Origin of the sequence: Nesterenkonia lacusekhoensis, from assembly GCF_017876395.1 — a bacterium.
Classification (GTDB): Bacteria; Actinomycetota; Actinomycetes; order Actinomycetales; family Micrococcaceae; genus Nesterenkonia; species Nesterenkonia lacusekhoensis.
This window is the reverse complement of sequence record NZ_JAGINX010000001.1, coordinates 555,138-580,253: the sequence shown is the minus strand read 5'-3', so window position 1 is coordinate 580,253 and position 25,116 is coordinate 555,138. Positions and strand designations below refer to the sequence as shown.

At 64.7% G+C, this 25,116-nt stretch carries 18 protein-coding genes; 4 read left to right on the top strand and 14 right to left on the bottom strand.

What is annotated here, in order from left to right:
• Positions 1-4: 4 nt before the first annotated feature.
• The 7 genes from JOF45_RS13585 to JOF45_RS02775 form a co-directional block, all read right to left on the bottom strand.
• Entirely contained in the window at positions 5-1,291 is a 1,287-nt protein-coding gene (locus JOF45_RS13585) for a polysaccharide pyruvyl transferase family protein (protein ID WP_210047779.1), read from the bottom strand.
• A gap of 21 nt (positions 1,292-1,312) precedes the next feature.
• The gene (locus JOF45_RS02800; protein ID WP_210047778.1) at positions 1,313-1,744 is read right to left on the bottom strand and encodes a hypothetical protein; all 432 of its coding nucleotides are present in this window, start codon (positions 1,742-1,744) and stop codon (positions 1,313-1,315) included.
• 76 nt (positions 1,745-1,820) lie between these two features.
• Entirely contained in the window at positions 1,821-2,975 is a 1,155-nt protein-coding gene (locus tag JOF45_RS02795) for a hypothetical protein (protein WP_210047777.1), read from the bottom strand.
• Positions 2,976-3,047: 72 nt separating this feature from the next.
• On the bottom strand, positions 3,048-4,490 hold the full coding sequence (locus JOF45_RS02790) for an ATP-grasp fold amidoligase family protein (RefSeq protein WP_210047776.1): 1,443 nt from the start codon (positions 4,488-4,490) through the stop codon (positions 3,048-3,050).
• Between the two features lie 108 nt (positions 4,491-4,598).
• Positions 4,599-6,485 carry a tetratricopeptide repeat protein gene (locus JOF45_RS02785; RefSeq protein ID WP_210047774.1) on the bottom strand — a complete coding sequence of 629 codons (1,887 nt, stop codon included), beginning with the start codon at positions 6,483-6,485 and terminating at the stop codon, positions 4,599-4,601.
• A gap of 196 nt (positions 6,486-6,681) precedes the next feature.
• Positions 6,682-8,169 (bottom strand): 3-deoxy-manno-octulosonate cytidylyltransferase, encoded by a 1,488-nt coding sequence (gene kdsB, locus JOF45_RS02780; RefSeq protein WP_245324323.1) that lies wholly within the window; start codon positions 8,167-8,169, stop codon positions 6,682-6,684.
• Positions 8,170-8,252: 83 nt separating this feature from the next.
• Positions 8,253-10,295, bottom strand: a complete 2,043-nt coding sequence (locus JOF45_RS02775) for a tetratricopeptide repeat protein (RefSeq protein WP_210047772.1) — start codon at positions 10,293-10,295, stop codon at positions 8,253-8,255.
• Between the two features lie 128 nt (positions 10,296-10,423).
• Between JOF45_RS02775 and JOF45_RS02770 the strand changes: the two genes are divergently transcribed.
• From JOF45_RS02770 to JOF45_RS02760, 3 genes are read left to right on the top strand one after another with little or no spacing between them, the layout of a single operon-like run.
• Entirely contained in the window at positions 10,424-11,131 is a 708-nt protein-coding gene (locus JOF45_RS02770; RefSeq protein WP_210047771.1) for an inositol monophosphatase family protein, read from the top strand.
• Positions 11,097-12,614, top strand: a complete 1,518-nt coding sequence (locus tag JOF45_RS02765) for an N-acetylneuraminate synthase family protein (RefSeq protein WP_210047770.1) — start codon at positions 11,097-11,099, stop codon at positions 12,612-12,614. The genes JOF45_RS02770 and JOF45_RS02765 overlap by 35 nt, the downstream gene beginning before the upstream one ends.
• An 8-nt stretch (positions 12,615-12,622) precedes the next feature.
• Positions 12,623-13,711, top strand: a complete 1,089-nt coding sequence (locus JOF45_RS02760; protein WP_210047769.1) for a hypothetical protein — start codon at positions 12,623-12,625, stop codon at positions 13,709-13,711.
• 189 nt (positions 13,712-13,900) lie between these two features.
• Here JOF45_RS02760 and JOF45_RS13205 read toward each other — a convergent pair whose 3' ends face one another.
• Together JOF45_RS13205 and JOF45_RS02750 are read right to left on the bottom strand one after the other, a co-directional pair.
• Complete coding sequence (locus JOF45_RS13205; RefSeq protein WP_245324110.1) at positions 13,901-15,370, bottom strand: TIGR01906 family membrane protein; 1,470 nt, start codon at positions 15,368-15,370, stop codon at positions 13,901-13,903.
• 107 nt (positions 15,371-15,477) lie between these two features.
• Positions 15,478-16,467, bottom strand: coding sequence for a stage II sporulation protein M (locus JOF45_RS02750; protein WP_210047768.1), 990 nt, complete (start codon positions 16,465-16,467; stop codon positions 15,478-15,480).
• Between the two features lie 111 nt (positions 16,468-16,578).
• Here JOF45_RS02750 and JOF45_RS02745 point away from each other — a divergent pair, with 111 nt between their 5' ends.
• On the top strand, positions 16,579-17,391 hold the full coding sequence (locus JOF45_RS02745; protein WP_210047767.1) for an RDD family protein: 813 nt from the start codon (positions 16,579-16,581) through the stop codon (positions 17,389-17,391).
• Positions 17,392-17,400: 9 nt separating this feature from the next.
• Here JOF45_RS02745 and ahcY read toward each other — a convergent pair whose 3' ends face one another.
• The 5 genes from ahcY to JOF45_RS02720 all read right to left on the bottom strand — a co-directional run bounded on the left by ahcY (position 17,401) and on the right by JOF45_RS02720 (position 24,979).
• Entirely contained in the window at positions 17,401-18,879 is a 1,479-nt protein-coding gene (gene ahcY / locus JOF45_RS02740; protein WP_210047765.1) for an adenosylhomocysteinase, read from the bottom strand.
• Between the two features lie 11 nt (positions 18,880-18,890).
• Positions 18,891-19,058, bottom strand: a complete 168-nt coding sequence (locus JOF45_RS02735; protein ID WP_210047764.1) for a Trm112 family protein — start codon at positions 19,056-19,058, stop codon at positions 18,891-18,893.
• A 57-nt stretch (positions 19,059-19,115) separates the two neighbouring features.
• Entirely contained in the window at positions 19,116-19,496 is a 381-nt protein-coding gene (locus tag JOF45_RS02730; RefSeq protein ID WP_210047763.1) for a DUF3499 domain-containing protein, read from the bottom strand.
• A gap of 66 nt (positions 19,497-19,562) precedes the next feature.
• On the bottom strand, positions 19,563-21,662 hold the full coding sequence (locus tag JOF45_RS02725; RefSeq protein ID WP_210047762.1) for a DUF5719 family protein: 2,100 nt from the start codon (positions 21,660-21,662) through the stop codon (positions 19,563-19,565).
• Positions 21,659-24,979 carry a hypothetical protein gene (locus JOF45_RS02720; protein ID WP_210047761.1) on the bottom strand — a complete coding sequence of 1,107 codons (3,321 nt, stop codon included), beginning with the start codon at positions 24,977-24,979 and terminating at the stop codon, positions 21,659-21,661. The genes JOF45_RS02725 and JOF45_RS02720 overlap by 4 nt, the downstream gene beginning before the upstream one ends.
• Positions 24,980-25,116: the final 137 nt, after the last annotated feature.

Sequence of the window (25,116 nt, the reverse complement as noted above, 5' to 3'; positions counted from 1 at the left end):
TTGCTCAGAGCTCCAGAGCCACGTCGAAGGGCGCGGCGTCGGCGAGCTTCTTGAGGTTGATCGGCCTCGCTGCGTTGTCCACACACTGTTCCGCTAGATCCGACGTCACCCGTTCCAGGCCGCTGAGATCCAGCGGCTCCGGCGCAGACCTCCCCACCGATTGGAAATAGTCCTCAAACTTCATGCCGTCACCAGGGATGCCCTTGCGGGCCTTGGAGACGGTGCACCAGCGCACCGGGATGCCATAGGCGTGCGCCACGATGACTCCGTGCAGAGACGTGGAGAGCACGGCTTCACAGGAGAGCAACTCACGGATGAATGCTTCGATCTCCTCCGGGCCCACACGACGCAGGTCGATGATCTTCACGTCGGGATCCACATTCTTCACCGCTCCCCGGTGGTTCACATGAAGCAGGATCCCAAGCTTGTGAGTCTTCTTGACCGTCGGATGATAGATCTTGGGGAGAAACCAGGCGGGGTCTCCATAGACCTCGTCCATGTGACCCCCGTTGCGCAGCACCAGATCTCGGGTCAGCGGACCGCGGACGGCACGGTAATCGGCGGCAGGGTCCAGCTTCTCCTCCTGTCGCGGGTTACCCGCACCCCACACCTTCGTTCCAGGCTTGGCGAACTTGATGATCGAGCCGATGGCGAGCGTGCGGTGGGGCTTTGTGCTGAATTTCGGCGGGATCCCGGTAAGGCCCTCCACGATGTAGGGATTGATCGCGTCCCCGAAGTTCCCCGGGTACGGAGTCTCCATCCACCAGAGCTTCACTCGCTGATCCAAAGTGATGCCGCGCTCCAAGGCACGCTTGTCCAGCTCAGCACGCACCTTCCGGCTCTTCATCATGTCCGCGTTCGGGCTCTTCGTCCGGATGGCCTCAGCCACCAGGCGGTCAGCCTCCTCCCATTCGCGCCGGGCCAACACACCGAGGAACTCCGCTCTCTCCGCGACCTCCCCGTAGTAGGGATCGTTGCGTCGTGCCTGAACCTGTGCAGCCAACTTGGCCCACTGTTTGGTCTTGATCAGAAAGCTTGTGTACTGGTGGAAGGGCCGCGGGTCATCTGGTGCCAGCTCGAACACCTTCTTGGAGAAGAAGTCCGCACTGTCCAGATCCTTCTCAGCCATAGCCTCTCGAGCCGCATGGTTGAAGACGCGCTTGCGGCGCTTGTCCCCCAGGACACCGACCTTGTGCTGCTGGACCTCATCGATAGAGGACTTCACATTGCCGGAGTCACCGTGCAGGAAATATGCCTGCTTCTTCTGCCGGTCCTGGCGCCGGGTCTTCACCACCGTCTCGGGACGCAGCAGCTAGAAACTGAGAAAACCCTCCCACTGGGTCAGAGCTTCCTGCAGGAAGTAGTCGTCTGTGGCGCGGACGTCGTCCATACCCTCGACCAGAGAGACCGCAAAGTTCAGGAAGTCCACGGTCCGCTCGCTGTAGCCGAAGGCCAGATAGGATGGGACGAACAGACGCGGCAGCTGTTCCGGGTCGAAGGTCACAAGGTATCGGAAGGCTCGCAGATAGCAGGTGAAGTCTGCCGTAGAGCGCAGCAGGTCATCGGGACGCCCGAGCACGTCAGTGTCCACGTCGATCCACGCGATGGGGCGCTCATGTTTGATCAGCATGTCCCGGAAGAAGCGAATCTTGGATTTGCAGATGTCTGCCCAATCCCAGTCCTCGGGAATCTCCACCCGTGAGATGTCGTGATCGACTCCCATCTCATCGAGCTGCTTCTCCAATTTCTGGGCGGCCTCGAAATAATAGTTCTTGCCGGCGGCGAAACTGACGATGACGGCTTCGTCATGGGCAACAGCCTCACAGGGAGCCTCTCTCCGGGTCTTCAGCAGGGTCTTCGTCGGCCTCGGCGTCCGACCGCAATCGCATGTGGTCACTGGCAGAACCGCGCACTCGAGTCCTATAGGACGGGTGCTCAAATCGGTGCATGAGATAACACATATCGTGCCACGGAGCGTGGTCAGGAAGAGCCGTGAACCACTTGTCCGGCGCCAGCTGAACTTCTCTGTACCCCTGGTTGAAGTCCCGGATAGCAGCCGCTTCACCAGTGACGTCGCTATAGTCCTTGATCTGGAATCCCGGCGTCTTCGGACCGATATCATCGAACGCCAGAGACACACGAGGCAGGAAATGCCGGTCCTCTGCCGCGGCGAGATGATTGAGCACACCCAGTGTCGAACTGTAGAGGTCCATATCGAAGAGCAGGGCACCGATCGGAGGGCCTTCTGCGATCCAGGCGGACACGGTCTCCTGAGCATCACCCAGCACGAGCTGACCTCGCTCCAAACGTGCCTCAAGAGCAGCCCTATCCTGCATCGCGTAATCTCCGGGGCCGAAATAGTGGCGGAGGTCGCGGTGATCGTCGGATTCCGGGATTCCTTCACCGGTATCGAATCCCCACAGCTCCACGACTACACCGGTCAGCTCTTCGACGACGTGTGCATGATCCTGCGCTGCCAGAAGTCCCTGTCCCGAGGCGACTCCAAACTCGGCCACGCGGATACGGTCTTCACCGAGCACCCTGGCCAAATCTGCGGCGTGGAGCATGGAATGCGCGTACTCAGGGCGCCGGACCGCCCCGTACCTGACACCTCTGCGGAAAGGCAGCAGGCCTCCACGGTGATGAAAGACCGGGCCGCCTTTCTTCGTCCTCCGCTGGGCATACTGCTGGTAGGCGTATCGCGCTCTATAGGGATCTTCGATCCGGTGAAGAGAGCGGGCGTAGTAATACCAGTAGTTCGGAACTGCCCCGGGTGTCGAAACGGCCAGCTCAAAGGCACGTACCGCCCCTATAGTGTTCTCCAGCCGACTGGCCAGCAGGCCCGCTCGAAAATAAGCTGCGGCTGGTTTTGCCAGAGAGCTCGCCGCGGAGAGGTAGGCAAGATACGCGCGCCTAAACTCACCTGATAATTCCATTTGGCGCGCCGCACGGAATTCTGCATCATCTCTTGCCACCGCGCCTCCTCCGGATCGACTACTCACAGTCACGCGGTCGCTAGTCCGCACAACCAGATTCCTTAGCTCCAGCTACCTCACAGAGTTTTGAAAGAGCAACTGCCCAGGGAAGGCCCCGTAATAAGGCACCTTCTTCACCTTAGCTACATTCCCAGCCAACTCCAGCTCCTGAAAGTGTTTTTCGAGTCGTTCCAGCCGACGCGAACCGGTGCGCGCCACAATTTCAAGTTCGTCCTGCCCCGCACAGAAACGTGAGACGTATCCTCGAATCGCATTGGCTCGACAGAAATCTTCAACGTCTCGTGCCGCTGAAAGGAGATCCGATTTCACGGACAGAATATATCGCTGGTCATGAATAGCTGGGTAATGCCGGTAGTGAGCGTCAGAGAACTCGCTATAATCTTCGAATTTCTTGCCAGTCAGCAGATCTGACGTCAAACGCCCCTCCGCATCCAAGAAGAGTTCTCCAAGATGATGATCCCAGTGAGTGTTAAATTTATGATATTCTCCCACCCCTCCACTGAATTCACCAAGAATAAGACCGTCGCGCCCACGCAGGAAGTCGAGTCTCATAAACGGCCCAGGGATCTCAGAAGAGACACGTGAAGCGACGGCAATCTCAGCTTCGCTGACCCCCTCTCCTACCCAGTCGTATTCGTCGTAGATGCCGGTCTTCACTTGGTTTCCATACGCGTCCCACCAACAGTACTTTTTCTCAGGGAACCGCATGATCTCAAGGATCGCAGCGACCTTCCCGTAAAACACGAAGAACTTCAGGTCCCGCGCAGGGAGACTCTCATCCTGGGAGTCGAAGATGGCGCGTTCGACGATCCACTCGTCACGGCCTACACGCCCTCGGCCCCTTAGCTTCTCCGAGGGCTCACCAGTGACCAGCGCCGAGATAATTTCGCGCACCTGCATTTCGTCACCGACGTACTGCGATTTCTGGACATCATAGATACTGGAGTCTTCTCCCAAAATGAAAACTCCACGTGACCCCAACTCTCCCCGCGGCTTAATTACCGTACCCGGGACAATCGGAAGGGTTTCAGCTGTAAACACCTCGTCATACGCCAACGCCGTCGGCAACCCGAGGTTCCTCGCGAATTTCTCCCCACGCAACTTATCAGTGACAAAAGTCTCTGGGCCGAAGTGTCTGCTGAGCTGCCTACGACGCGCCATGAGCGAGACCGAGGAGCGGAAAGATGCCACGCCTTCTAACGAAGCCCCATGCTTCTTTGCGCGGTACATCACACCATGACCGAGGCCATCACGCCCGAGCGCTTCGGTGATCACAGGATAGATCTCCCTCATCCGCTCGCGCGAAACAGCCCTACGCGCGGCGATCTCTATTTCAGTCAGAAGCTCATAGTACTCTCTTGCCACTTCCGGAAAATGGGACAGAATCTCTTGAAGTTTCTCAAGGTCGACATCCTGCTCGGCATGGATCTCATTCAACAAATCCTGCAAGTCCCGAAAGATGCCCTCTGCGAACTCATTATTGTCAGTTTCCACTGTTCACTCCAGCTCTCGAACTTTCTTTCGAGCGCACTGGGAGCAGTGCTCGAAAGTAGATTACATGCCGATATTAAGCCGGTTAATCAAGGACGGCTAGTCAAAGACTCATCTAAGTACTCCGGCTTGCTCAACATCCCGAAGATAGTCAAACGGATCCCGGGAAAGCACTTCAGCCGCCCGTCCTTGGGCAGTCACCCGTCCCGTCTTCAACATTGCCTGGGTGAACCGGAAGTCAGTGAGAAGATCGTGGACCACCACCAGGTCGTTCATGAATGACCCAGGCGCGAAGCTTCGCTTCTTCCGGTAACCTTCGGCGAACTCTCCCGAACCCGTATAGAAGTCGGAGTTGAAGATAGCGATCTCTTCGGGACGGAACTGAAGCAGATCATAGATCATTCGCTGAATCCCCAACGGAGATCCGTGGTACGACAAGGACCAGTCATGCCGGGCAAACCGCAGCCACGGCAGGTTTCGACGGTGGTGCGTGTGGTAGCTGAATGATCGTGTATTGATCAGCTGTACATCAGAGTTCTCGATGAGGCTCTCGACGTCGTCGATGAGCGTGGTCATGTCCTGACCTGAGTAGTACGCGATGTCTGTCCGGCTGCCCATCGATTCAGGGTGCGCCGCCACAAATTCTGGGTTGAAGTTCGGCCGAACCACCACGTCGTACCCGTCGATCTCAGAGCCGAGCGACTCACCGGTGGCAGCGGGGCCGACGATGGCCACCCGCTTCTTCTTGATCAGGTTCACCATTTTTCGCTCAGCAGGAAGGTAGAAGTCCTTACGAGCGTCGACCGAGTACTTGAAGTATGGCTCCGGGTTGCCCAACATCAGCTCTGCATCCGCGTGCAGCTTGGCCACGGCCATCCGCTGCTCCCCAGTGTTCTGGGCCCAGTACTTGACGTCCTGCGAGAGACGGGACGCGGTCTCCGCGTTGTCCAGGTAGACCAACGCCTGCATCATCTGCCGCAATCCGCCGAGATCCCGGACTCCGCTTCTCCTGAGACGCTGAGCCCTCCGTTCGGCGTTACGGGTTCTGAGACGGAAACCCGCCGCGAAGTGACCGAGAAACTGGACCCGCAGAACGAGCAGTCCCACTGTCTGGGGATTCAGCTCTTTGCCCTCAGCTCGGCACTCATCCAATTCGGACAGGAGGTCGGTGACCGTCTCAGCCTCGACTTCCTGCCTCGACGAGAAGAGGGAGTCCATGCCCTCAGCGACGCTCTCCGTCCGAAGGGGTGAGTGTTGGCGCTTAGATTCGATCCGATGGACGGTGCGCCAAACTCGCGGCCAGTCCATCGGCCCTCGTGCGCCGGAGTGCACCACTCCCCCCAAAGCTTTCTGGTTCTTAGGATTCAGGGAATAGGCGTGTTCGTAGCTCTCCAGCGCCTGTGAAAATTGCGCGATGTCGGGTCTGCGATAAGCCTGCGCCAGGGCCATGAGCCGCTGCTCATCTGGATGCTTGAGAGCAGCCTTCTCCAACTGAGCGAGACCCTCCTCCGCATCTCCTCGTTCCAGAAGCCGCTGGCCCAGTTCGAAAGCGATCACAGCATTGGACGGCGCAAGCGCCTGTGCACTCTTCAGAAGCTCGATGATCTCGTCTGCATGCGGAGTCTCCTGGCCCCGATGCAGGCCCACGGCAGCCCCATGAACAATCCGAGACTGTGTCTCGCTTCCGAGTGCTGCGGCCAGCGCCACATATCGGTGCGCCCGCCGAGGATCGAGATCCACTGCTCGACGACGCAGATCGATAATGTCACGGGGTTTTGCGGTCTTCAGCGTACGAGAAGCGACCCGTTCCAACAGCCCCGCCGTGGCCAGTTCTTCCTCAGCCGCGGCGAGCGCAAACCGGATCTCCCCGCCCGGGACATTCTCCAGAATCGTCTGGGCGTACTTCGCCGCTCTGCTCTGCCCGCGGGACTTCCGCCCGGTGACCAGCGTCTCCGTCCGGGACACAAAGTCCTGGCTTCCGAACGCGGCCCGGCGCATCAAATCACGGCGTCCAGCGTCGGACTTAGACATAGCCTTGATGGCAGAAGGCCCAGCCAGCTTGGTCAGCCTGTCGATAGAACTCTCAATCACGCGCCATACACCCTTTCGATGTTTCTGCAGTCGAGCAGAAACAATTCACAGAACGCCGCTACGCAGTCGTGGGCGCCATCACTCAATGTAATCTAACAGCCGGTCAGGTCAGAGTGATCCCTCGGCTCACCTTCGCGGTGACGATGTCTTCGAGGAGATCGAACTGGTGCTTCCAATCGATGTCCATAGCCACGTCCTGTTCCATTTCGTAGATCCGTGGGTTGGTCCCCACACGATCTCCGACCTGTCGCATCCTCACGAAAGGCATCAGGTAGGCCGCGTGGTTGATCTCGAACAGCGGATCAATGTCCTGGCTACGCGGCCATCTCTCCACGGAATCGTCGTAGTTGAAGGCTTGGGCCTTCTCATCCCATAGGAAGGAGTGCAGACGGGTTGCGGTGATCAGGCTGTCGTAGCCCTGCTCCTCGGCCTCACGCCAGGCCGCGATCAACTCAGAGAAGGTCTCAGATGTCACCAAGGGGTGAGTCACATGGGTCATCAGCATGGTCCCGTCTTCTTCGAGTTCCGCCGCATACTGGATGAATCTGCTCATCGGAGTGCTGGAAGAGGCCAACTCATCAGGACGTTCGTTGATCACTATGGGCTTCTCAGAAGTCCTCCTGAACTCCTCCGTGATCTCCACGACAGACGGGTCATTGGTGGAGACCACGATCTTGTCGATCTCTGCAACGTTTGCCAGCTGCTTGAGCTTGAGCTCCAACAGGCCCCCTTCGAACCCTGCGAAAGGCCTGGTGTTCTTGTCCTTGACGCGTTCGCTTCCTGCTCGACACGGCACCACTGCGACCACAGGCGAGCTGTTCCAGGTGGCCTTCGCGGACGACACCGGCTCTGACGCGTCTTCAGAAGCCAAATGCCTATACGAGCTGAACCGTGGGTCCTCCTTCATCTGTTCGACCATCTCAGCCAAGTTTTCCGGTGTGTCCACGGAGAAGGAATCATGCTCGACCACGCCGATCTGGACCTTATGCCCGTTCTCCAGGAACCGCAGGTGGTCATGCCCCTCGATCGCTTCCATCGGAGTCTTGTCCAACGACATGTAGGTGTCCAAAGCACCCTTGCGGAAGGAGATCAGATGGTAGGCCTTCAGGAAGTTCGCCACCCCGGAACGCGACGGCGAAGGGATGTCCTCGCGCGAGAAGTACATGGCCTCCCCCGCCCGGTTGGTGACCACCTTGAAGTCAGAGGGCGAGTTCACCTTGGCAGACTCGCTGGCCAGCAGCGACGTCGGGGCCTCCGAATCCAGCAGCGCTTCGACGCTGGCTTGGATATGGTCCGGGTTCAGCGCCGGCTCATCTCCGTTGATCAGGCAGATGACGTCATAGTCCATGTCCGCCGATGCCTCGGCGATCCGCTCGATCCCCGTGGTGTGATGTGTGCCGGTCATGATGGCTCGGCCGCCGTAGCGCTCGACCGCCTCCTTGATCTCCTCGGAGTCAGTGGCGATGTAGACCTCATCCACGATGGGCGACATCTGCACTCTCTGCAGTACGTGGATCACCATGGGCAGACCACAGATATCTGCCAGTGCTTTGCGCTCCAAGCGCGTCGATCCAAGGCGGCTGGGCACCATTGCGATGACCCGATGACCTCTGAATGCCATTGAGAACTGTCTCTTCCGTCGTCGAATAAGTGGGTGGTGGGGCGGTCAGGCCGTCAGCAGAGGACGCCGGCGTCCTCAACGGCGCGGACGTACTCGTCCGGAGTCTGCTCGAGCACCTCCGCGGCACGGCCCTGGGCGGTGACAACACCGGTGGCCATCAGCGCCTTCATGAACCTGAACTCGGACTTCACATCATGGGAGACCACGATGTCATTGATGTGCGAGTACGGGCCGAAGGTGTTGCCCTCGCGCCACCCGGTGGTGAACATGGAATTGCCGGTGTAGAGGTCCGAGTTGAACACACAGATCTCCTCCGGCTGGAACTGCAACAGATCATAGGCCATCCGCTGGATCCCCAGAGAGCCGCCGTGGAAGCACAGGGAGAAGTCCTGCCGGTAGAAGCGCAGCCAGTCCAGGTTCCGGTGGGCATGAGCCGCATGGCTGAAGGGACGGGCGTTGACCACTTTGATATCCCCAGCCTCTGCGGCCCCGGAGATCGTCTCGAACAGGTTGGTCAGGTCCTGGCCCGAGTAATAGGTGATGTCGGTGCGGCTGCCCTGGGCGTCCCGATTCTCCGCGATGAACTCGGGCTGGTAGCGCGGACGGACCACCACGTCATATTCGTCGATGATGCTACCGAGCCGATCGCCGGTCTCTGCAGGGCCGACCAGGGCCACGCGCCGGCCCTTGACCAGCTTCTCCATCGTGTCATCGGCGGCCAGCGGCGTGCGCTTGCGGGCCTTGCGGGAGTACTCGATATAAGCCTCAGGGCGACCGCTCATCAGCTCGGCATCCGCCTGCAGCTTCTCGAGCTGGAGGTGTTCCATCTGATCCGAAGAATCCCAGAACCGCGGATCCGCCAGGGAGGCAACGGACTCCGCGTCCTCGAGATAGGTATGGGCCTTCATCAGGTTCCGCAATTGGTGGGCCGTGGTGATGGCCGAGTTGCGCAGAGTGTGGGTGCGGCCTCTGGCCGCAGCTTCACGCAGGTCAAAGCCTGCGGAGAAGAAACGAGCGAACTGCAGACGAGTGATCACCAGGTTTAGCGCCATCGGGTGGAGCGTGCTGTCCATATTGGCCTCACGCCTCAACCCCGCCACCAGTGCTTCGACCTGCTCCTGTGTGGGGTTCTCCTGGGTCCAGAAGAGCTGATCCAGCTGATCCCGGACGTCCTCATTGTTGTACGGGGTCGCCGTCGTCTTCTTCCGAGTCTCCAGCTTGCGCACGCTGCGCCAGATCCGTGCCCAGTCCATCGGGCCGCGGGTTCCGGCGTTGATGATCCCAGAGAGGGCCTTGGTGTTCTTGGGATTCTTCTTAAAGACCCGCTCGTAGAAGGTCATAGCCTTCTCGAACTGGGCCACGTCCGGACGGCGGTAGATATCCGCCAGCTCCATGAACCACGTCTCACCGGGCTGCTTGAGCACAGCTGCCTCAAGCAGCGGGACGCCCTCGTGCACCTGTCCGGCCCCGATCAGGGCTGTGCCATATTCATGCAGCATATAGGGGTTGCCGGGGGCCAGCTCATGGCCTTGCTTGAGCAGGTCCAAGACCTCCTGACCGTTGGCGGCCACCGACCCCTTGGCCAGGCCGACGATCCAGTCATGGACCACACCCTGCTCGGATACGGCGCCCAGTGTGTTGGCCAACGCCAGGTACCGGGCAGGGTTCTCCGGGTCCAGTTCCAGCGCCCGGCGCCTCAGACGTATCGCGGTCTGGAGATTTCCCTCGCCAGCGGTGCGGGAGGCCACGCGCTCCAGGAAGTTGGGGTGGGCAGCCCCCTGCTGGTCCGCGGCATCGGCGAGAGACACCTCGCCGGAGACGGCGTTCTGCATGATCAGCAGCGGAAGACGCCCAGTCGAGGGGCGCTTGGTCCGATTCATCCTGACCTCGGCCTTCGGCATGAAGCGGCTGCTGCCGGCTGATGCCTGCTTGGCCAGGAAGGCTTCGCCACTGGGGAGATCTCCGAGGGAGGGGACGCGGCTGACGGCGTTGACCGCGGCCGCGACTGCGCGACGCTCGGCCAGCCGGACGGCCTTCCTCGCAGTGGGCACCAGGCCCTTGGGCTTCTTCGCGGACGACGTCTTCTTGGATACCATACTTCCCCACATGTGTCTGGACCGTGCTGAACGGGCGTCAGTTTACACAGTGGCCGTTTCACGGGGATGGCGAACTTTCCAGGAGAGGTTCGTACCCGTGACACACCGGTGCGGTACAGTACCCTACGATGAGTGAAGCCCAACAGGCCCTACAGGGGGTCGACGACCTGGTCCGCGACCTGATGCCGCGGCTGGACCAGCTGCGCAGCGAGGTCACCCTCAAAGGCGATGACACCCCGGTCACCGCCGCTGACGTCCTGGTGCAGACGAGCATCGAGGAGTATCTGACCTCCCGCTTCGAAGGCCTGACCTTCGTGGGAGAGGAGGGCGAGTTCTCCCCCGACCACTCGCTGGAGGGGTGGGTCGCCGTCGTGGATCCCATCGACGGTACGGAGAACTTCGCCTCCAGCCTGCCCGAATGGGGTGTGGCCGTGACCCTGTGGCATGACGGGGTCCACCAGGCCAGCATGATCTCTCTGCCCCAGCTGGGACAGCGGCTGATCACCGGTGACAGCTTCACCCCCGCCTCCTCCCGGATCACCGCGTTCTCCTCCGGGATCGACGACGAACTGGCTCGCCAGCTGGCCGATACCCCTCAGGCTCGGCTCATGGGGGCCGCTGTGTACAATCTCTACGGCGTCATCACGGGACGCTTCGCCCGGTTCATCAACCCCGTCGGTGCCTATTCATGGGACCTGCTGGCGGGCCTTCAACTCGCCCTGGAACACAACTGTGAGGTTTACCTGAATGACCAGCAATACGACGGCAGCTATCTCAAACCTGGCCAGCGATACCGGGTCGATGTACGACACCGACACGATCGTCATCCTCGGTAAGGGACCGTCCGCAGACTCTGTCAGCAGCCGGGTCTTCAAGGACTCGGTGGTCATCGGGATCAACGACGCTGAGCGCATCCACCCCACAGACATCACCATCTTCCATGAGGACTGGGTGGCCGACTCCCTCCAGGACGACGGTCTGCAGTCCAAGGCCTACATCACCTCCACCGAGTTCCACGCGCCTGGCCACACGGTGGTCCGTGCGCCGTATAAGCCGCTGAGCAACGATGAGGAAGACATCATGCTCAGCCGCTTCCAGAACCGGGACGAGACCGTCATCGAGGAAGTCATGTTCCTCACCGCCCTGGAGGTCGCGCGCACCATCGCCGACACCAAGGGCCGCACGCAGACCGTCTACATGGTCGGCTTCGACTTCTCCCCCGCATCCGGCAATGCCCGTGCGGCCAACACGCAGTACTCTCCCGAGCTGACCAGCCACCGCAAGGCCGGCGTGGAGCTGCAGCAGTACATCCTGCGCAACGCGCTCTACGTGCTGGAGGACTCCAACCTGGACGTCCACCACGTGGGCAGCCACGAGTTCTCCAACATCACCACTGAGGCGCTGAACGAGAAGTACCGGGTGGAGGTCTCCGAGCCCGCTCCTCAGGAGGAAGAGGCCGAAGAGCTCGAAGTCCCCACCGTGGAGATCACCGCTGAGATCACCACCAACCACTTCGGCGACCTGGACCGGCTGGAGAAGCTGGTCCGCTCCGCCCACGCCGCCGGCGCCGACTGGGTGAAGGTTCAGAAGCGCGACGTCGAGCACTTCTACACCGCCGAGCAGCTCGCCGCTCCGTATAAGTCCCCCTTCGGCACCACCTTCGGCGACTACCGCCACCAGCTGGAGCTGGACAAGGAGGGCTTCACGTTCCTCGACGAGCTCACCAAGGACCTGGGCATCAAGTGGTTCGCCTCGGTGCTGGACAAGCCCTCCTTCGAGTGGATGATGGAGAACCTGGAGATCCCGCTGGTGAAGCTGCCCTCGACGATCTCCCGGAAGAAGGACTACCTGGAGTACGTGGCCAACAACTACACCGGCTCCCTGGTGATCTCCACCGGCATGACGGATCAGGACTACGAGCAGTGGCTGCTGGAGACCTTCACCAAGCAGGACACCCTCTACCTGCTGCACTGCAACTCCGCCTACCCCACCCCCGATGAGCACACCAACATCGGCGTGGTCCGCCACTACGCCCAGCTGGCCGAGGAGCAGGCTTCCACGCCCGGTCCGCGGATCGTGCCCGGCTACTCCTCCCACGACTTCGGCTGGATGGCTTCGGCTCTGGCAGTGGCCGCCGGTGCCGGCATGGTGGAGAAGCACGTGAAGCTGGGCAACACCGAGTGGGCCCACTTCGACGCCGTGGCCGTGGATCTGACCACCGATGCCTTCAAGGAGTACGTGGACAACGTCCGGCAGGCTCAGATCCACGTGGGCTCCACGGAGAAGAAGATCACCGCCTCAGAGCACCACAAGTACTGAGACACCCGATGACCGCGGAAGAGGTTCAGGGGGCCGAGCAGCACCGCCCCCAGGTGAAGCTGGGCGAGCGCCCCGGCGCCGTCGAACGCTTCATCGCTGAGCGGATCGAGCCGCGGTACGCCGAGCTGCGTGAGTGGCCGCAGGTCTACGCCCATACGTACCTGCTCTTCCGCGCGGCTCGGCGCAACAAGCTGCACATGAAGAAGATCACTCACGCCCACCGCATCCTCTTCTACTCCGGTGTGGCAGTGGGCAGCGTCGACGAGGGCGTGACCTCCCTGGTCAGCCATCAGGCCCACCGCGTCTGCCGTTCCACAGGGATGGTCAGGCGCTACCTGAAGGCTGCCGAGGTCCCGACCCCGCAGAGCAGAGTCCTGCAGCACAACCAGTACTCCACGGCAGTGCGGTACTGGGAGACGCTGGGCCGGCGGGCCACGGTGAAGCCCTCCCGCGCCTCCGGCGCGCAGGGGACCACTGTGGGTGTGCGTTTTGAGGGCGACCTGCGCACGGCGTGGAAGAAGGCCGTCGACAGCGTGGATCCCCAGCACCCGATCCTGATGGAGGCCACCCACAACGGTCTGGAACTGCGCACCTACGTGGTGGGCGAGACGGTGGTGGGCGCCCTGGTCCGGGTCCCCTTCTACGTCCTCGGCGACGGGGAGTCGACGCTCGATGAGCTGGCTCAGACCGAACTGGCCCGGCGCCTCGGGCCCACGGCGGAGCTTCCTGACCTCGACGACGAGGCGCTGACCGAGGCGGGGCTGACCCGCTCCTACGTCCCTGCCTCAGGGTCCATCTGCGAGCTTCCCCCGGTGCCGGGAGCACCACGGGACGGCTCGCTCTCTGTGGATGTGACCGATGAGCTCTCCGAAGAGGTCAAACAGCTCGCCATCGACGGGATGTGGGCGCTGCCAGGTCTGGAGGCCACCGGGGTGGACCTGGTCGTCTCCGCACTGGACTCAGCCGAGGGAGCCCTGGTGGTCGACATCGACCCCGCCGCCAGCGTGGCCGACTTCCGCCATCCCGACTACGGGAAGTACCGCCAGCCGCAGTTGGCCATCATGGAGCAGATCGTCCGCCGCTCCCCCGCTCAGTAGATCCGGTGACTGGGGGTCCCGTCAGATCTCTACCAAGCTCGCGACATCTCAGCTGTCACAACCGGGCAGAGATGTCTTCAAGTGCGTAGAAGAGTCACCCGCCGCCGCGCCCGCACCGCAGAAGGCCGGCCACCCTGATCGGGTGGCCGGCCTTCTGCGGTGTTCAGTTCAGCTCAGAACGCTGGAGGATCAGTCCTCCACACCTTTGGTGAGCTCGGCGATGAGCTTCTCGCGGCGGCGCTCCTTGACCTCGTCCATCCGCGCCGCGCGGCGGGCACGGCGACGGCGTGTGGGCCAGGTAGCGATCAGCAGGACCAGCGAGATCAGCAGCACCAGGGCCGCCGCGCCGATGCCGGCATCCAGCCAGAACTGCTCCGGGTAGAGGCGGATCAGCGTGGAGTCCTCGCTGAAGGTCCAGGTGCCCTCAGAGAAGAACAGGCGGTGGAACTCCTCGAAGAAGCGCTGCCAGTTCAGCACTGCCAGCACCACGGCGGCGATGATCACCCCGAGGGTCACCCACACGCCGGCGAAGAGGCCGCGGGCGAAGCCGCCGGGGCGCCAGGAGCGCAGGAACAGTCCGAAGATCAGTGTGATGACCAGCAGCACGGCTGCAGCGAGCAGGGCCCACATCATCACGAACTTCACGTCCGTCATATGCGAGACCTCGTCAGCGGTGAACAGCTCCTCCCCGCCCGGAGCCAGCTCGGCCAGGTAGCGGGAGTTCGCGGCGTTGAACAGGTAGTCCAAGCCGTAGGAGCCGTAGACCAGGCGATCGGCGTCGTCGAAGCCGAAGGTGTCGCTGGGGAAGCCCGGACGGTTGTAGGACAGCCACAGGAACACCGGAGAAGCCACCAGGCGGATGGCGGCGACCAGCACCAGCACCGGCAGGAAGATCGCGATCATGACCTGCATGAACCGCGAGACTCCCCGCTTGTCCCGCTCAACCTCTTCCGCGAGGTCCTGATCGGTGATCTCTTCGCCGGAGGGCGTGTGTCCCACTGTGCCGCCGGCGTAGGGCATGTAGGGGGTCGCCTGATCGTCGCCGGACTTCCTGGCGTGCTTGGCGGCCTGCTTCTCAGCCTTGGCCTCCTCCTTGGCGCGCCGGGCCTCGTCCTTCTCCCGCTGCCTGAGCTCCTTCTTGGAGAGCTTCTCCTCGGCAGGGGCCTCCTGGGCGGCGGCGGGCGCAGCTCCGGCAGGGGAAGCGCCGGTCTGCGCCGCCGTCTCAGCGGGTGCGCTCGAGCGAGCCGCGGCCGTGCCAGGCGCGGCGACGTCGTTCAGGGCGCGGGTCCTGTTGTCCGCAGGAACCGGGGCCACGGCGGTCGTGGGCTGGTCCTCAGCAGAAACCGCTTCTTCGGCAGGCTGAGGAGCCGGAGCGGAGGCGACCGGTTTGGTCGCATCCTCGCTGCCGGCGTCGTCGGCTGCCGGTGAGGTCTTCTCTGCGGCGGCGACGTCGTCGTCGCCGTTCAGTGCGGAGGAGAACGTCGGGGCAGCATCCGAGGAGGCAGCCTGCTCCTCCTTCGTGAGGTGGTCCTCCGGGAAATCCGGCTCGTCTCCGGCATAGGCGCCGTAGTCCAGGCCGGATTCGAAGTCACCGCCCTCACCCGAGCCCTTCTGGCTCGAGCTCTCCTCCTTGCGAGGATTCTCTGAATTCGCGCTCATCTCTGCCTCTCCACGCATTGCTGGCCACTTTCTAAGGTACGGCTGGGAAGGACTGTTTTGGTGCAGACCTGCCGGAGAGTCGGCAGGTCAGAGCAGGAGTACCGCGCTCAGGCCGTCAGCTCGTGGGACCCGGCGTCGTAGGTCCCCAGGTCCCCGCGGATCCCGGCACGATAGGCACGTCTGCCCAGGATCAGCGTGTAGGCCCAGTAACCGGCCAGCACGAGGGCACCGATCACGATCTTCAGCGCAGGGTGCATCCCCGAGGGCGTCACGAAGCCCTCCACCACTCCGGAGATCAGCAGCACCAGCACCAGGCCCAACGCCACCGTGACCAAGCGCCTTCCCTCCTGGGCCAGCGAGGTCAGCCGCCGCTGCTGTCCCGGCGCCACCCAGGCCCAGAAGATCCTCAGTCCGGCGGCCCCGGCGATGAACACCGCTGTGAGCTCCATCAGCCCGTGCGGCAGCAGGTTCAGCCAGAAGGCCGTCTGCTCACCCTGTTCGGCCATGACTCCGCCGGCGATCCCCACGCTGACGGCGTTGAGCACCAGCACCATGGGAACCCAAAGGCCCACGACTCCGAAGGCGACCATCTGCGCGGCGATCCAGGCGTTGTTCGTCCAGACCTGAGCGGCGAAGGAGCTGTTGGGGTGCTCGGCGTAGTAGTTCACAAAGTCGTGAGAGGCGTACTGCTGCCGATCCTCGGCCGGCATGATCAGATCCAGATGCGGGCTGTGATAGGCCCACAGTCCGGAGGCGAAGCCCACGACGATGAAGGCCACACCCAGGATCACGGTGAGCCAGCGGATCCGGTAGAAGGCCGCCGGCAGGGTCTGGGCGAAGAAGTAGGCCACGGAGACGAAGACGTTCTGGCCCGCCCCGGTCAGCTGGCTGCGTGCTCGGCCCAGACGGGCCGAGAGGCCGGCCGCCAGGGCGCCGTCGGGCTCCACGGAACGGACCATGGACAGATGCGCTGAGGTGCGCTGATAGAGGCGCAGCAGCTCATCGGCCTCCTCGGGGCGCAGCCGACGCCGATCAGAGAGGTCGGCCAGACGGTCCCACTCTCCCTGGTGCACGGCGACGAAGGCATCGATGTCCATGCGCCCACCTTATCGGCTGTCACCGCGCCGCCACGCGGCCATGCCACACAGTTATGCCGTGCAGTTAGGCCACACGGTCAGACCACGCAGTCAGACCGATAGGCTGGGGTCGTGCGTACTGTGGTCACCGGCGAGGCCGTCGAGCTCGAACTTCCTGCCGCCTCTCTGTTCACCCGCGGCGGCGCCCTGGTGATCGACGTGATCCTCTACGCGCTGACCTACGTGGCGTTCATCTTCCTGTTCGGCCTGACCAGCGGAGCCGCAGCAGTCGCCTTCGACGAGGCTCTGCTGCAGGCCACCGTGCTGGCCGGTGCCGTGCTCTGCTTTGTGGTCCTGCCGATCGGCATCGAGACCCTCTCCCGCGGACGGACCGTGGGACGGCTGATCTTCGGAGTGCGCGTGGTCCGCGACGACGGCGGCTCGCTGCGACTGCGGCACTCCGTGATCCGGGTGCTCATCGCCGTGTTCGAGGTCTACATGACCTCCGGGCTGGTGGCTGTGCTCTGCGCGCTGATCAACGACAAGGGCAAACGGCTGGGAGACATGGTGGCCGGCACCTACGGCATCCAGGTCCGCCAGCCGAAGATCCGCCCCATGATGCTCCCGGTCCCGCAGCACCTGCAGTCCTGGACCCAGATCGCAGACCTGGGCCGAGTCCCCGATGAGCTGGCGCTGCGGATCTCCCGCCTGCTGCGCAGCGCGGAGAACGACCGGGCGGGCAACCCGATGATCATGGAGCAGCACGCCGCCGGGCTGGCCCAGGAGCTGCGTCCCTATGTCTCTCCGCCCCCGCCGCCGTCGTCGGCGATGGATCTGCTGACCGCCGTCATGGCCGAGCGGCGCAACCGCGAATACCGCAGGCTGCGCCGCCAGCAGGAACGTCAGGAAGCCCTGGAGCGCCGCCTGCACACCGTGCCGTACTGAGGCAGGGCCTCAGTAGCGGTAGTGCTCGGGCTTATACGGGCCGGCCACATCCACACCGAGGTAGTCGGCCTGCTCCTTGGTCAGCTCGGTGAGCGTGGCGCCCACAGCATCCAGGTGCAGACGGGCGACTTTCTCGTCCAGGACCTTGGGCAGGACGTAGACCTGGTTCTCGTACCGGTCGTCGCCCTCGTAGACCAGCGCCGACTTCTCGAACAGCTCGATCTGGGCGATCGTCTGGTTGGCGAAGGAGGAGCTCATCACGAAGCTGGGGTGACCGGTGGCGTTGCCCAGGTTCAGCAGGCGGCCCTCGGAGAGCACGATGATCGAGCGGCCGGTGGACTCGTCGAAGACCCACTCGTGGACCTGCGGCTTGATCTCCACCTTCTTCACCCCGGGCAGCTGAGCCAGGCCGGCCATGTCGATCTCGTTGTCGAAGTGGCCGACGTTGCCCACGATGGCCTTGTTCTTCATCCGCTGCATGTGCTCGGCAGAGATGATGTCCTTGCCGCCGGTGGTGGTGATGAAGATGTCGCCCTGCTCCACGACATCGTCCAACGCGGCCACCTGGTAGCCGTCCATGGCGGCCTGCAGCGCGTTGATCGGGTCGATCTCGGTGACGATCACTCGGGAGCCCTGGCCGCGCAGGGCCTCAGCCGCTCCCTTGCCGACGTCGCCGTAGCCGCAGATCACGGCCACCTTGCCGCCCAGCAGAACGTCGGTGGCGCGCATGATGCCATCGGGCAGGGAGTGGCGGATGCCGTATTTGTTGTCGAACTTGGACTTGGTGACCGAGTCGTTGACGTTGATGGCCGGGAACAGCAGCTGACCGTCACGGGCCAACTGGTACAGACGCGTCACACCGGTGGTGGTCTCTTCGGTGACACCGCGCAGGTTCTTGGCGATCCCGGTCCAGCGGTGGGGGTTCTCCTGAAGAGACTTCCGCAGAGTCTCCAGGACGTAGCCGTACTCCTCGGGGTCCTCCGGCTGGGGCTGCGGGACCGCGCCGGCGGCCTCAAACTCGACGCCCTTGTGGACCAGCACCGTGGCGTCGCCGCCGTCGTCGAGGATCATGTTCGCGCCGCGGGACGGGTCCTCATCCACACCGGGCCAGGCGAAGATCTGCGACGCCGCCCACCAGTACTCAGCCAGGGTCTCGTTCTTCCAGGCGAAGACCGGGACGCCCTGCGGGACCTCCGGAGTGCCGTGGGGACCGACGACGACGGCTGCGGCGGCCTCATCCTGGGTGGAGAAGATGTTGCAGGAGGCCCAGCGGACCTCGGCGCCGAGGGCGGTGAGCGTCTCGATCAGCACGGCGGTCTGCACGGTCATGTGCAGGGATCCTGCGATGCGAGCGCCCTTCAGCGGCTGGGACTCGCCGTACTCCTCGCGCAGCGCCATCAGTCCGGGCATCTCATGCTCGGCCAGGCGGATCTGGTGGCGGCCGGCCTCGTGCAGCGAGATATCGGCGATCTTGTATTCAAAGCTCATAGCGGGGTCCTTCAGACGGCGGAATCGGCGGGCAGCAGCGTGGGCACGCCGTGTTCGATCGGGTAGCGCATGGTCTCGTCCTCGACGGCGACCAACTCATCACCGTCCTGGCGCAGCGGACTGCCGGTGACCGGGCAGCGCAGAACTTCAAGAAGTGATGCGGGGAGGGTACTGGGCATTGGTCCAGCCTACCGCGGCCTCCACGGCGTGGGTGAGCACAGATGACCTCGTATTGCTCAGTCCTTGAGCATGCGCAGATGGCCGCGGCTGATCGCGGCCTCGCCCTCCGGCGGCGCGATGCGCTCCCGGTTCTCCCGCATGGAAGGTGCCGGGGCGGCCGGCGTCGGCGATGGGCGCTGGACGGCGTCGGCCACAGCGAGAAGATCGTCCTGACCCGTGGAGCCGCCCGCAGCGGGCGCGTAGTTCAGGCGCATGACCTCCCAGCCGCGCGGCGGATTCACCGTGTCAGCGTGCTGGGCACAGAGGTCATAGGTATGCGGCTCGGCGTACAGGCTCAACGGTCCGACCACCACGGTCGAATCCTGATAGCTGTAGGTCAGAGTGGCGACCGCCGGCCGCTCACAGCTGCTACGAGTACATCTGCGCGAAGATTCCACGGTCCCTCACCCTACCCGAGGGTGGCCCGCGGTCAGGGTGACCTCACCCCCGGAGTGTTGGGACGGCTAGCGCAGCCGCACAGGGACCGTCGCCTCATCGTCCTGCAGCGGGCTGACCCGGCTCAGGGAGAAGCGCCCCTGATCATCGGTGGTGAGCAGAGAGGCATAGACACCCTCATCCGCAGGAGGATCCACGACGACGGCGACGGCATCCTCCGTGACCTCAGCCAGCTCCTCGGCGGGAACTGTGACCGAGCGTCCTGCCGGAACCTCTGTCTGCTGAGGCTCCGAGAACTCACCGTCGGCGGCGAGCAGGCGGTAGGACACTGTCCCGCCCTCCGGGGAGGACAGCTGCAGGTCAGTCTCCGCGTCCTCGGTCCGGCCGATCTCCGGAAGGATCGCACCTGAGGTCTCGGTCAGCGGCTCTGCTGCGACGCCCCAGCTGAAGTCCAGGGCCAGGGTGCCCTCGTCCAGCTCCTCGCCCTCCTGTTGGGCGGCATCCTCGGCAGCGGCCTCATCCTCGGCGCCCAGCTCGGCCAGTTCGCCCATGCCGCGGGAGGCCACCGCAGCGGCCGAGGGATTGTCCGTGCGGACCACCACGTCATAGACATCGGCCTGGGGACCCAACAGCTCCAGGACATCGACCTGGCCGCCCTCCACGGTGAACACCGCGGGGCTCTCCAAGGCCACCTGGCCGTCCTCTCCGAAGACCTGCAGCTCCACAGTGGTGGTCTCATCGCCAGGGACGTGGAGCCACAGCTCGGCCGGCATGGATGTGGGGTCATCGGCGGCTCCCTCGGATGAGGTGTCCGCCATCGGCACGCCAGGGATGACGTGTTCGTCCTGCAGGCCCTGCGCGCTGGGGAGGAATTCGGCCCCGGTGCCGGTCAGCCCGGCGGCACGGGAGGACTGCATCTGCGCGCCCACCGGGGCGCCGGTGGCACTGACCTCCACGCCCATGTTCACGCTGCCCCCGCTCAGCGCCGCCATATTGACGGTGCGCACCGTCTGGGGTGGGACCACAATGCTGCGCGCGCCCCTGGCTCCGCGTTCGCCGTCGGCGTCGTAGGTGGTGACCTCCACAGTGGAGGCGCGGTCATAGGGGTTGGACAGGGTCAGCAGCGAGGTGGCGCCGGGGCCGGTCTCCGGGCCGAAGAACCAGTGGTTCTGCTGGGCCGGACCGCACTCCCCCACGGCCAGCCCGGTCACCGGTCCCTGGTCCGCGTGGTACTCGAACAGCCCGGCCGCGGTCAGCGGATCACCGCTCTGCCCGGCCGAGACTCCCAGCACCGGAGCCTGCTGCTGGCCGGGCTCCGCATGATGGATCACGCCCTGGCCGCCACTGAGCGACTGGCGGTTCAGCTGTCCATCGCTGGTGATCTGAGCGATGTGGGCCTCGGGGAGCTCGGCCCCGTCCTCAGCGAGCACCAACGACTGGAAGAGGCTGGAGGCGGAGCCGTCGCGGGAGGCATAGTCCAGGATCCCGTCGGTGGTCAGCGAATCGGCCTGTCCCGGCATGGGCGGGCACAGATAGGTCTGACCCGTCTGGGGCGAGGCCACTCCGGATCCGGCCACCGGTGCCAGCGGCGCGCGGTCCGAGCCGGAGAAGTCGGTCACCGCAGAGCCCGCTCCGACGCCGACCAATGCCGCGGTCACGACGACGGCGCCCACCCGCACGGCTGAGCGTCGAGACCCGGTGCGGCGCGACTTCTTCTCTGCGGCTGCGGCGGAGGCTGCGGCTTCCGGCTCCGCCGAGGCGGGAGATTCGTCCGCAGGGGTGTCCTCTGCGGTGCGCTCCGCGGCGAGCGGCTCCTGAGCGGGAGCCTCGGAGACTGCGGCAGAAGAGGCTGCGGCGCCGCCGAACTGAGCCTGCGCTCCGGCGGGACGGCCGGCGTCGCGCGCCTCAGCGGTCTGCGCTTCAGCAGTCTTGGTCTGAGCCTTCTCGGTCTCAGCCTTCTTGGTCTCAGCCTTCTTGGTCTCGGCCTGATTGGCAGACGCCTGTTTGGCAGAGGCCTTCGCCTCCGCGGCCTGCTGCGCGGCAGCCTTCTTCTCAGCTGCGCGCTGGGCCTGCTGGGCAGCCTTGGCCCGGCGGGCCTGCTCGCGCTCGGCCCGGCGACGGTCCCGACGCTGCTGCCGGATGACCTTCTTGACCTTCTTGGCGCTCATACCTGCCTCACCTCCACCGGAAGCATCCGCCAGCTGCGCGGCAGCGGCACTGCGATCAGCGTCACCAGGACCAGGAAGATCCCGACGCCGAATACCATCGGCCACCGGTAGATCGGCTGGTGTGCGATGCTCAGCTCAGCCTCTGCGGTGAGCCTCTCACCGGCGACCTCGAAGCGCTGGGCCCATTCCTCGGTGCCGTCACCGTTCTCGTCGGCGGGCATCCGGCGCAGAGTCTCTCCGTCGAGCTGCGCCTCCCATCCGGTGGCGCGTTCGCTGGCGATCTGGATGTAGTAGTTCCGCCCGGCCTCCGCCTCCAGCGGTTCGCCGTGGCTGTCGCGCAGCTCGGAGAGCTCCAGATCGACCTGATGGTTCTGACTCGGCAGCAGGGCCACGGTCTCGCCCTCATCGTCGAGAAGCCGGGCCCATGACGTGTTCGCCCCGGCCTGGCCGGCCACATGGGGGATGTCCTGATCCTGGTCAGCCTCAGCCCGCCACAGCAGTCCACGATCCGTAGGGCCCACCGCGGTCAGACCGCCGGCGGTGTCCACCGCGTCGACCAGTGCGCCCTCCTCGCTGCCGGGGATGAGCACGAACCCGACGCCGAGCTCCTCCATGAGCTCTTCCGTGTTCTCCGCCCCGGGAGAGACCACGGCGGCCACCAGCTCGGCCAAGACTTCCTCCCCGGCCAGGAGGTTCTGCTCGGCGGCAGCGCCCTCCGCAGAGCGGGCCAGCAGCGGAGAGTCCCCCACGCTGATCCCGGGCCAATAGGTGTCCAGGGTCCGCCCCTGCCCGGAGACCAGCTCGGCCACCACACCCTGCGGAGCGGCCTCCAGGACCAGCGTGCGCAGCTGCGCCGGGCCCATGCCCTGATCCGCCGCGGAGGCCGGGATCTGCCGGACCTCCCCCGGGCCGATCGCCGTGGGCTGCTGATGCACGGCGGTCAGCGGCTCGCCGGTCAGCTCAGAGGCCGGAGTGCTGCGCGGAATCGCCCACAGGCCCAGCGAGGCCACCACCGAGAGCACCAGCAGCGTGGCCGCCACCGGGGTGATGTAGCCGCCGACGCGTCGCATCGCCTGGGGCAGCCGGGCCAGAGACCCGATGCCCGCGGCCAGCAGACAGAAGGAGATGACCGAGACCAGCGGCGCCACGCTGCCGGGCAGCACGTTCAGCCCGTCATCGCCGGCGGCCAGCTGGGCCACCAGCGCAGAGAGCCCCAGTGCGGCCAGCAGGATCAGCCCGACGGCGACGGCGGTGCCGCTGCGCAGACCGGCCGGATCGGCGTCGTGCTTGGGACCCCGGCGGAAGACGGCGCTGAAGATGCCCAGTCCGGCCAGGATCAGTAGCGGAGCACCGATCAGCAGGGCCAGACGCAGACTCCAGAAGTCCCCGGTGAAGTAGTCGGAGATCCACGATCCGGACTGGCCGGCACCCGCCAGTCCGGCGGCCGGGTCGAAGGCGACGTGATGGCCCAGCAGCTGCTGCCACAGCGGGGCGGTCTCACCGGTGACACCGGGGGCCGTGGGCGGGGTAGGCTCGGCGATGAGCGTGGCCAGCACATTCTTCTCCGCCACCGCGGCCGAGGCCAGCATGGGGAAGGACACAGCCAGCGAGGGCAGCGGGATCAGCCACAGGGTCCGGCCGCTGCGTCGCTGCGGATCCCGGACGGTGAGCACGATCGCCACCGTGACGATCACCAACAGAGCCAGCGGCAGCAGCACCGGAGCCGCCGCGGTGAGCACAGCCAGCAGCAGCGCCGCACCGGTGGCATGCTCCCAGGAGCCGCGGGCGCCGATGGCGCGCACGGTGCTGCGCACTACCAGCGGCAGCAGGATATGGGCGGCCACCGTCCCGATCCGCCCCTCGCCCAAGGCCAAGTGCAGCGTGGGAACTGCGGCCCAGAGCAGGCTGGCGATCACGCGGGTGACGGCGCTGCGGGTCCAGAGCCCCGCCGCCGACCAGGCGGTCAGCGCAGCCAGCGGCAGAGCCAGGATGACCAGCCAGACCAGCACTGTGGAGGCGTGTCCGAAGCTGACCAGCGAGAACAGCAGCAGAATCAAGGAGAAGGGATCAGCGGCGGCCCGGTCCCCCAGCCCCTCGGCGGAGACGAAGCTGGTGGTGTGGTGCAGGACCTCCTGCAGGGACGCGGAGACGGGCAGAGCCGCACCTCCGGTCAGCGCCTCAGCACTGAGCAGGCTGCGGAAGGCCACCAGGGAGACCCCGGTCAGCGCCAGCAGCATCAGGAACAGGCCGAGCCGATCCCCGGAGCCGCGGGAGGGCATCTCATCGAATTCGCCGTCGGAGGAGCCCACCGCCAGCAGCGCCTCGTCCTCGGCCTCCTGCCGGGCGCGTTCCTGAGCGCGTTCATCCTGCGCGGCCCCCGGACGCAGCGTGACCGTCTCAGCTGTCATCATCTTGCGCCGGTGGGCCCGCAGCTGCGCCGAGCTCAGCTGCAGCCGCTCATCGGCGCGGCGACCGGCGCGCAGCGTCTCACCGGCGTCGACGTCGTTCTGACGCTCCCGGCGGATGAACGCGGCCTTGCGGCCCTTGGCGCGGAAGCTGCGCACATGGAACAGAGCGGCCCAGTTCAGCAGCGCCCCTGCCGAGGCGACGAACTGGCTGACCCCGGCGTCGGGGGCTTTGGTCAGGCTCAGCAGGACTAGGCGCAGCAGGGCCGCCGCCCACCTCCCCACCCAGAGGAACGGGACGAGCAGCGGATGGGCAGCGGCCAGGCGGCGTCTGATCTGACCCCGACGCTGCGGGGCAGGCAGGTAGAGCGTGCCGCCGTAGCGGTGGACGCGGGCTGGGTCGATCTCCCCGGCCTCCTGACGGTCCTGGCCCGGAGCGGCGACCTCTCGGCCGACCACGGCAGTGGGCTCGATGACCACTTCAGCGCCGACCTCGCGGGCTGCCTGGCAGAACTGCAGCGCGGCATAGTCGGCAGGCAGGGTCGGGTCGAACCCGCCGAGGTCCGCGAAGAGCGAGGACTCCACGAGCATGCCGTGGGCAGAGACTCCGGCCACCCGGTCACGGCCGTCGTACTGGCCCTGATCCAGTTCACGGGGCTCGTTCAGCGCCACGACCTCACCGGAGTGCCCGGCGGCCAGGCCCACATTGATCAGCCGGCGGCCGTGGGTGTGGTCGGCATCGGTGACTTTGGCCCCGATGACGCGGATCGAGGGGTGGGTGGTCTCATCCTTGACCGTGAAGAGCCGGTCCTCCAGGTGGGACAGCGCCTCCGGCTCCGGGACGGTGCCGGCCGGCAGGATCCAGAGCCACTGATGCTCCGCGGAGAAGCCCTCGGGCAGCTGACGCTCCAACGTGCGCCACAGCTGGGTGGACCGGGTTCCGGCCGGTCCGGGCGAGGTGGTCTGTTCGGCCCGGCGTCGGTCCCGCAGCAGCTTCGAACGCAGCGATCGGGACAGGTCCTGGGGACCGGAGTAGGCGGAGGAGGAGA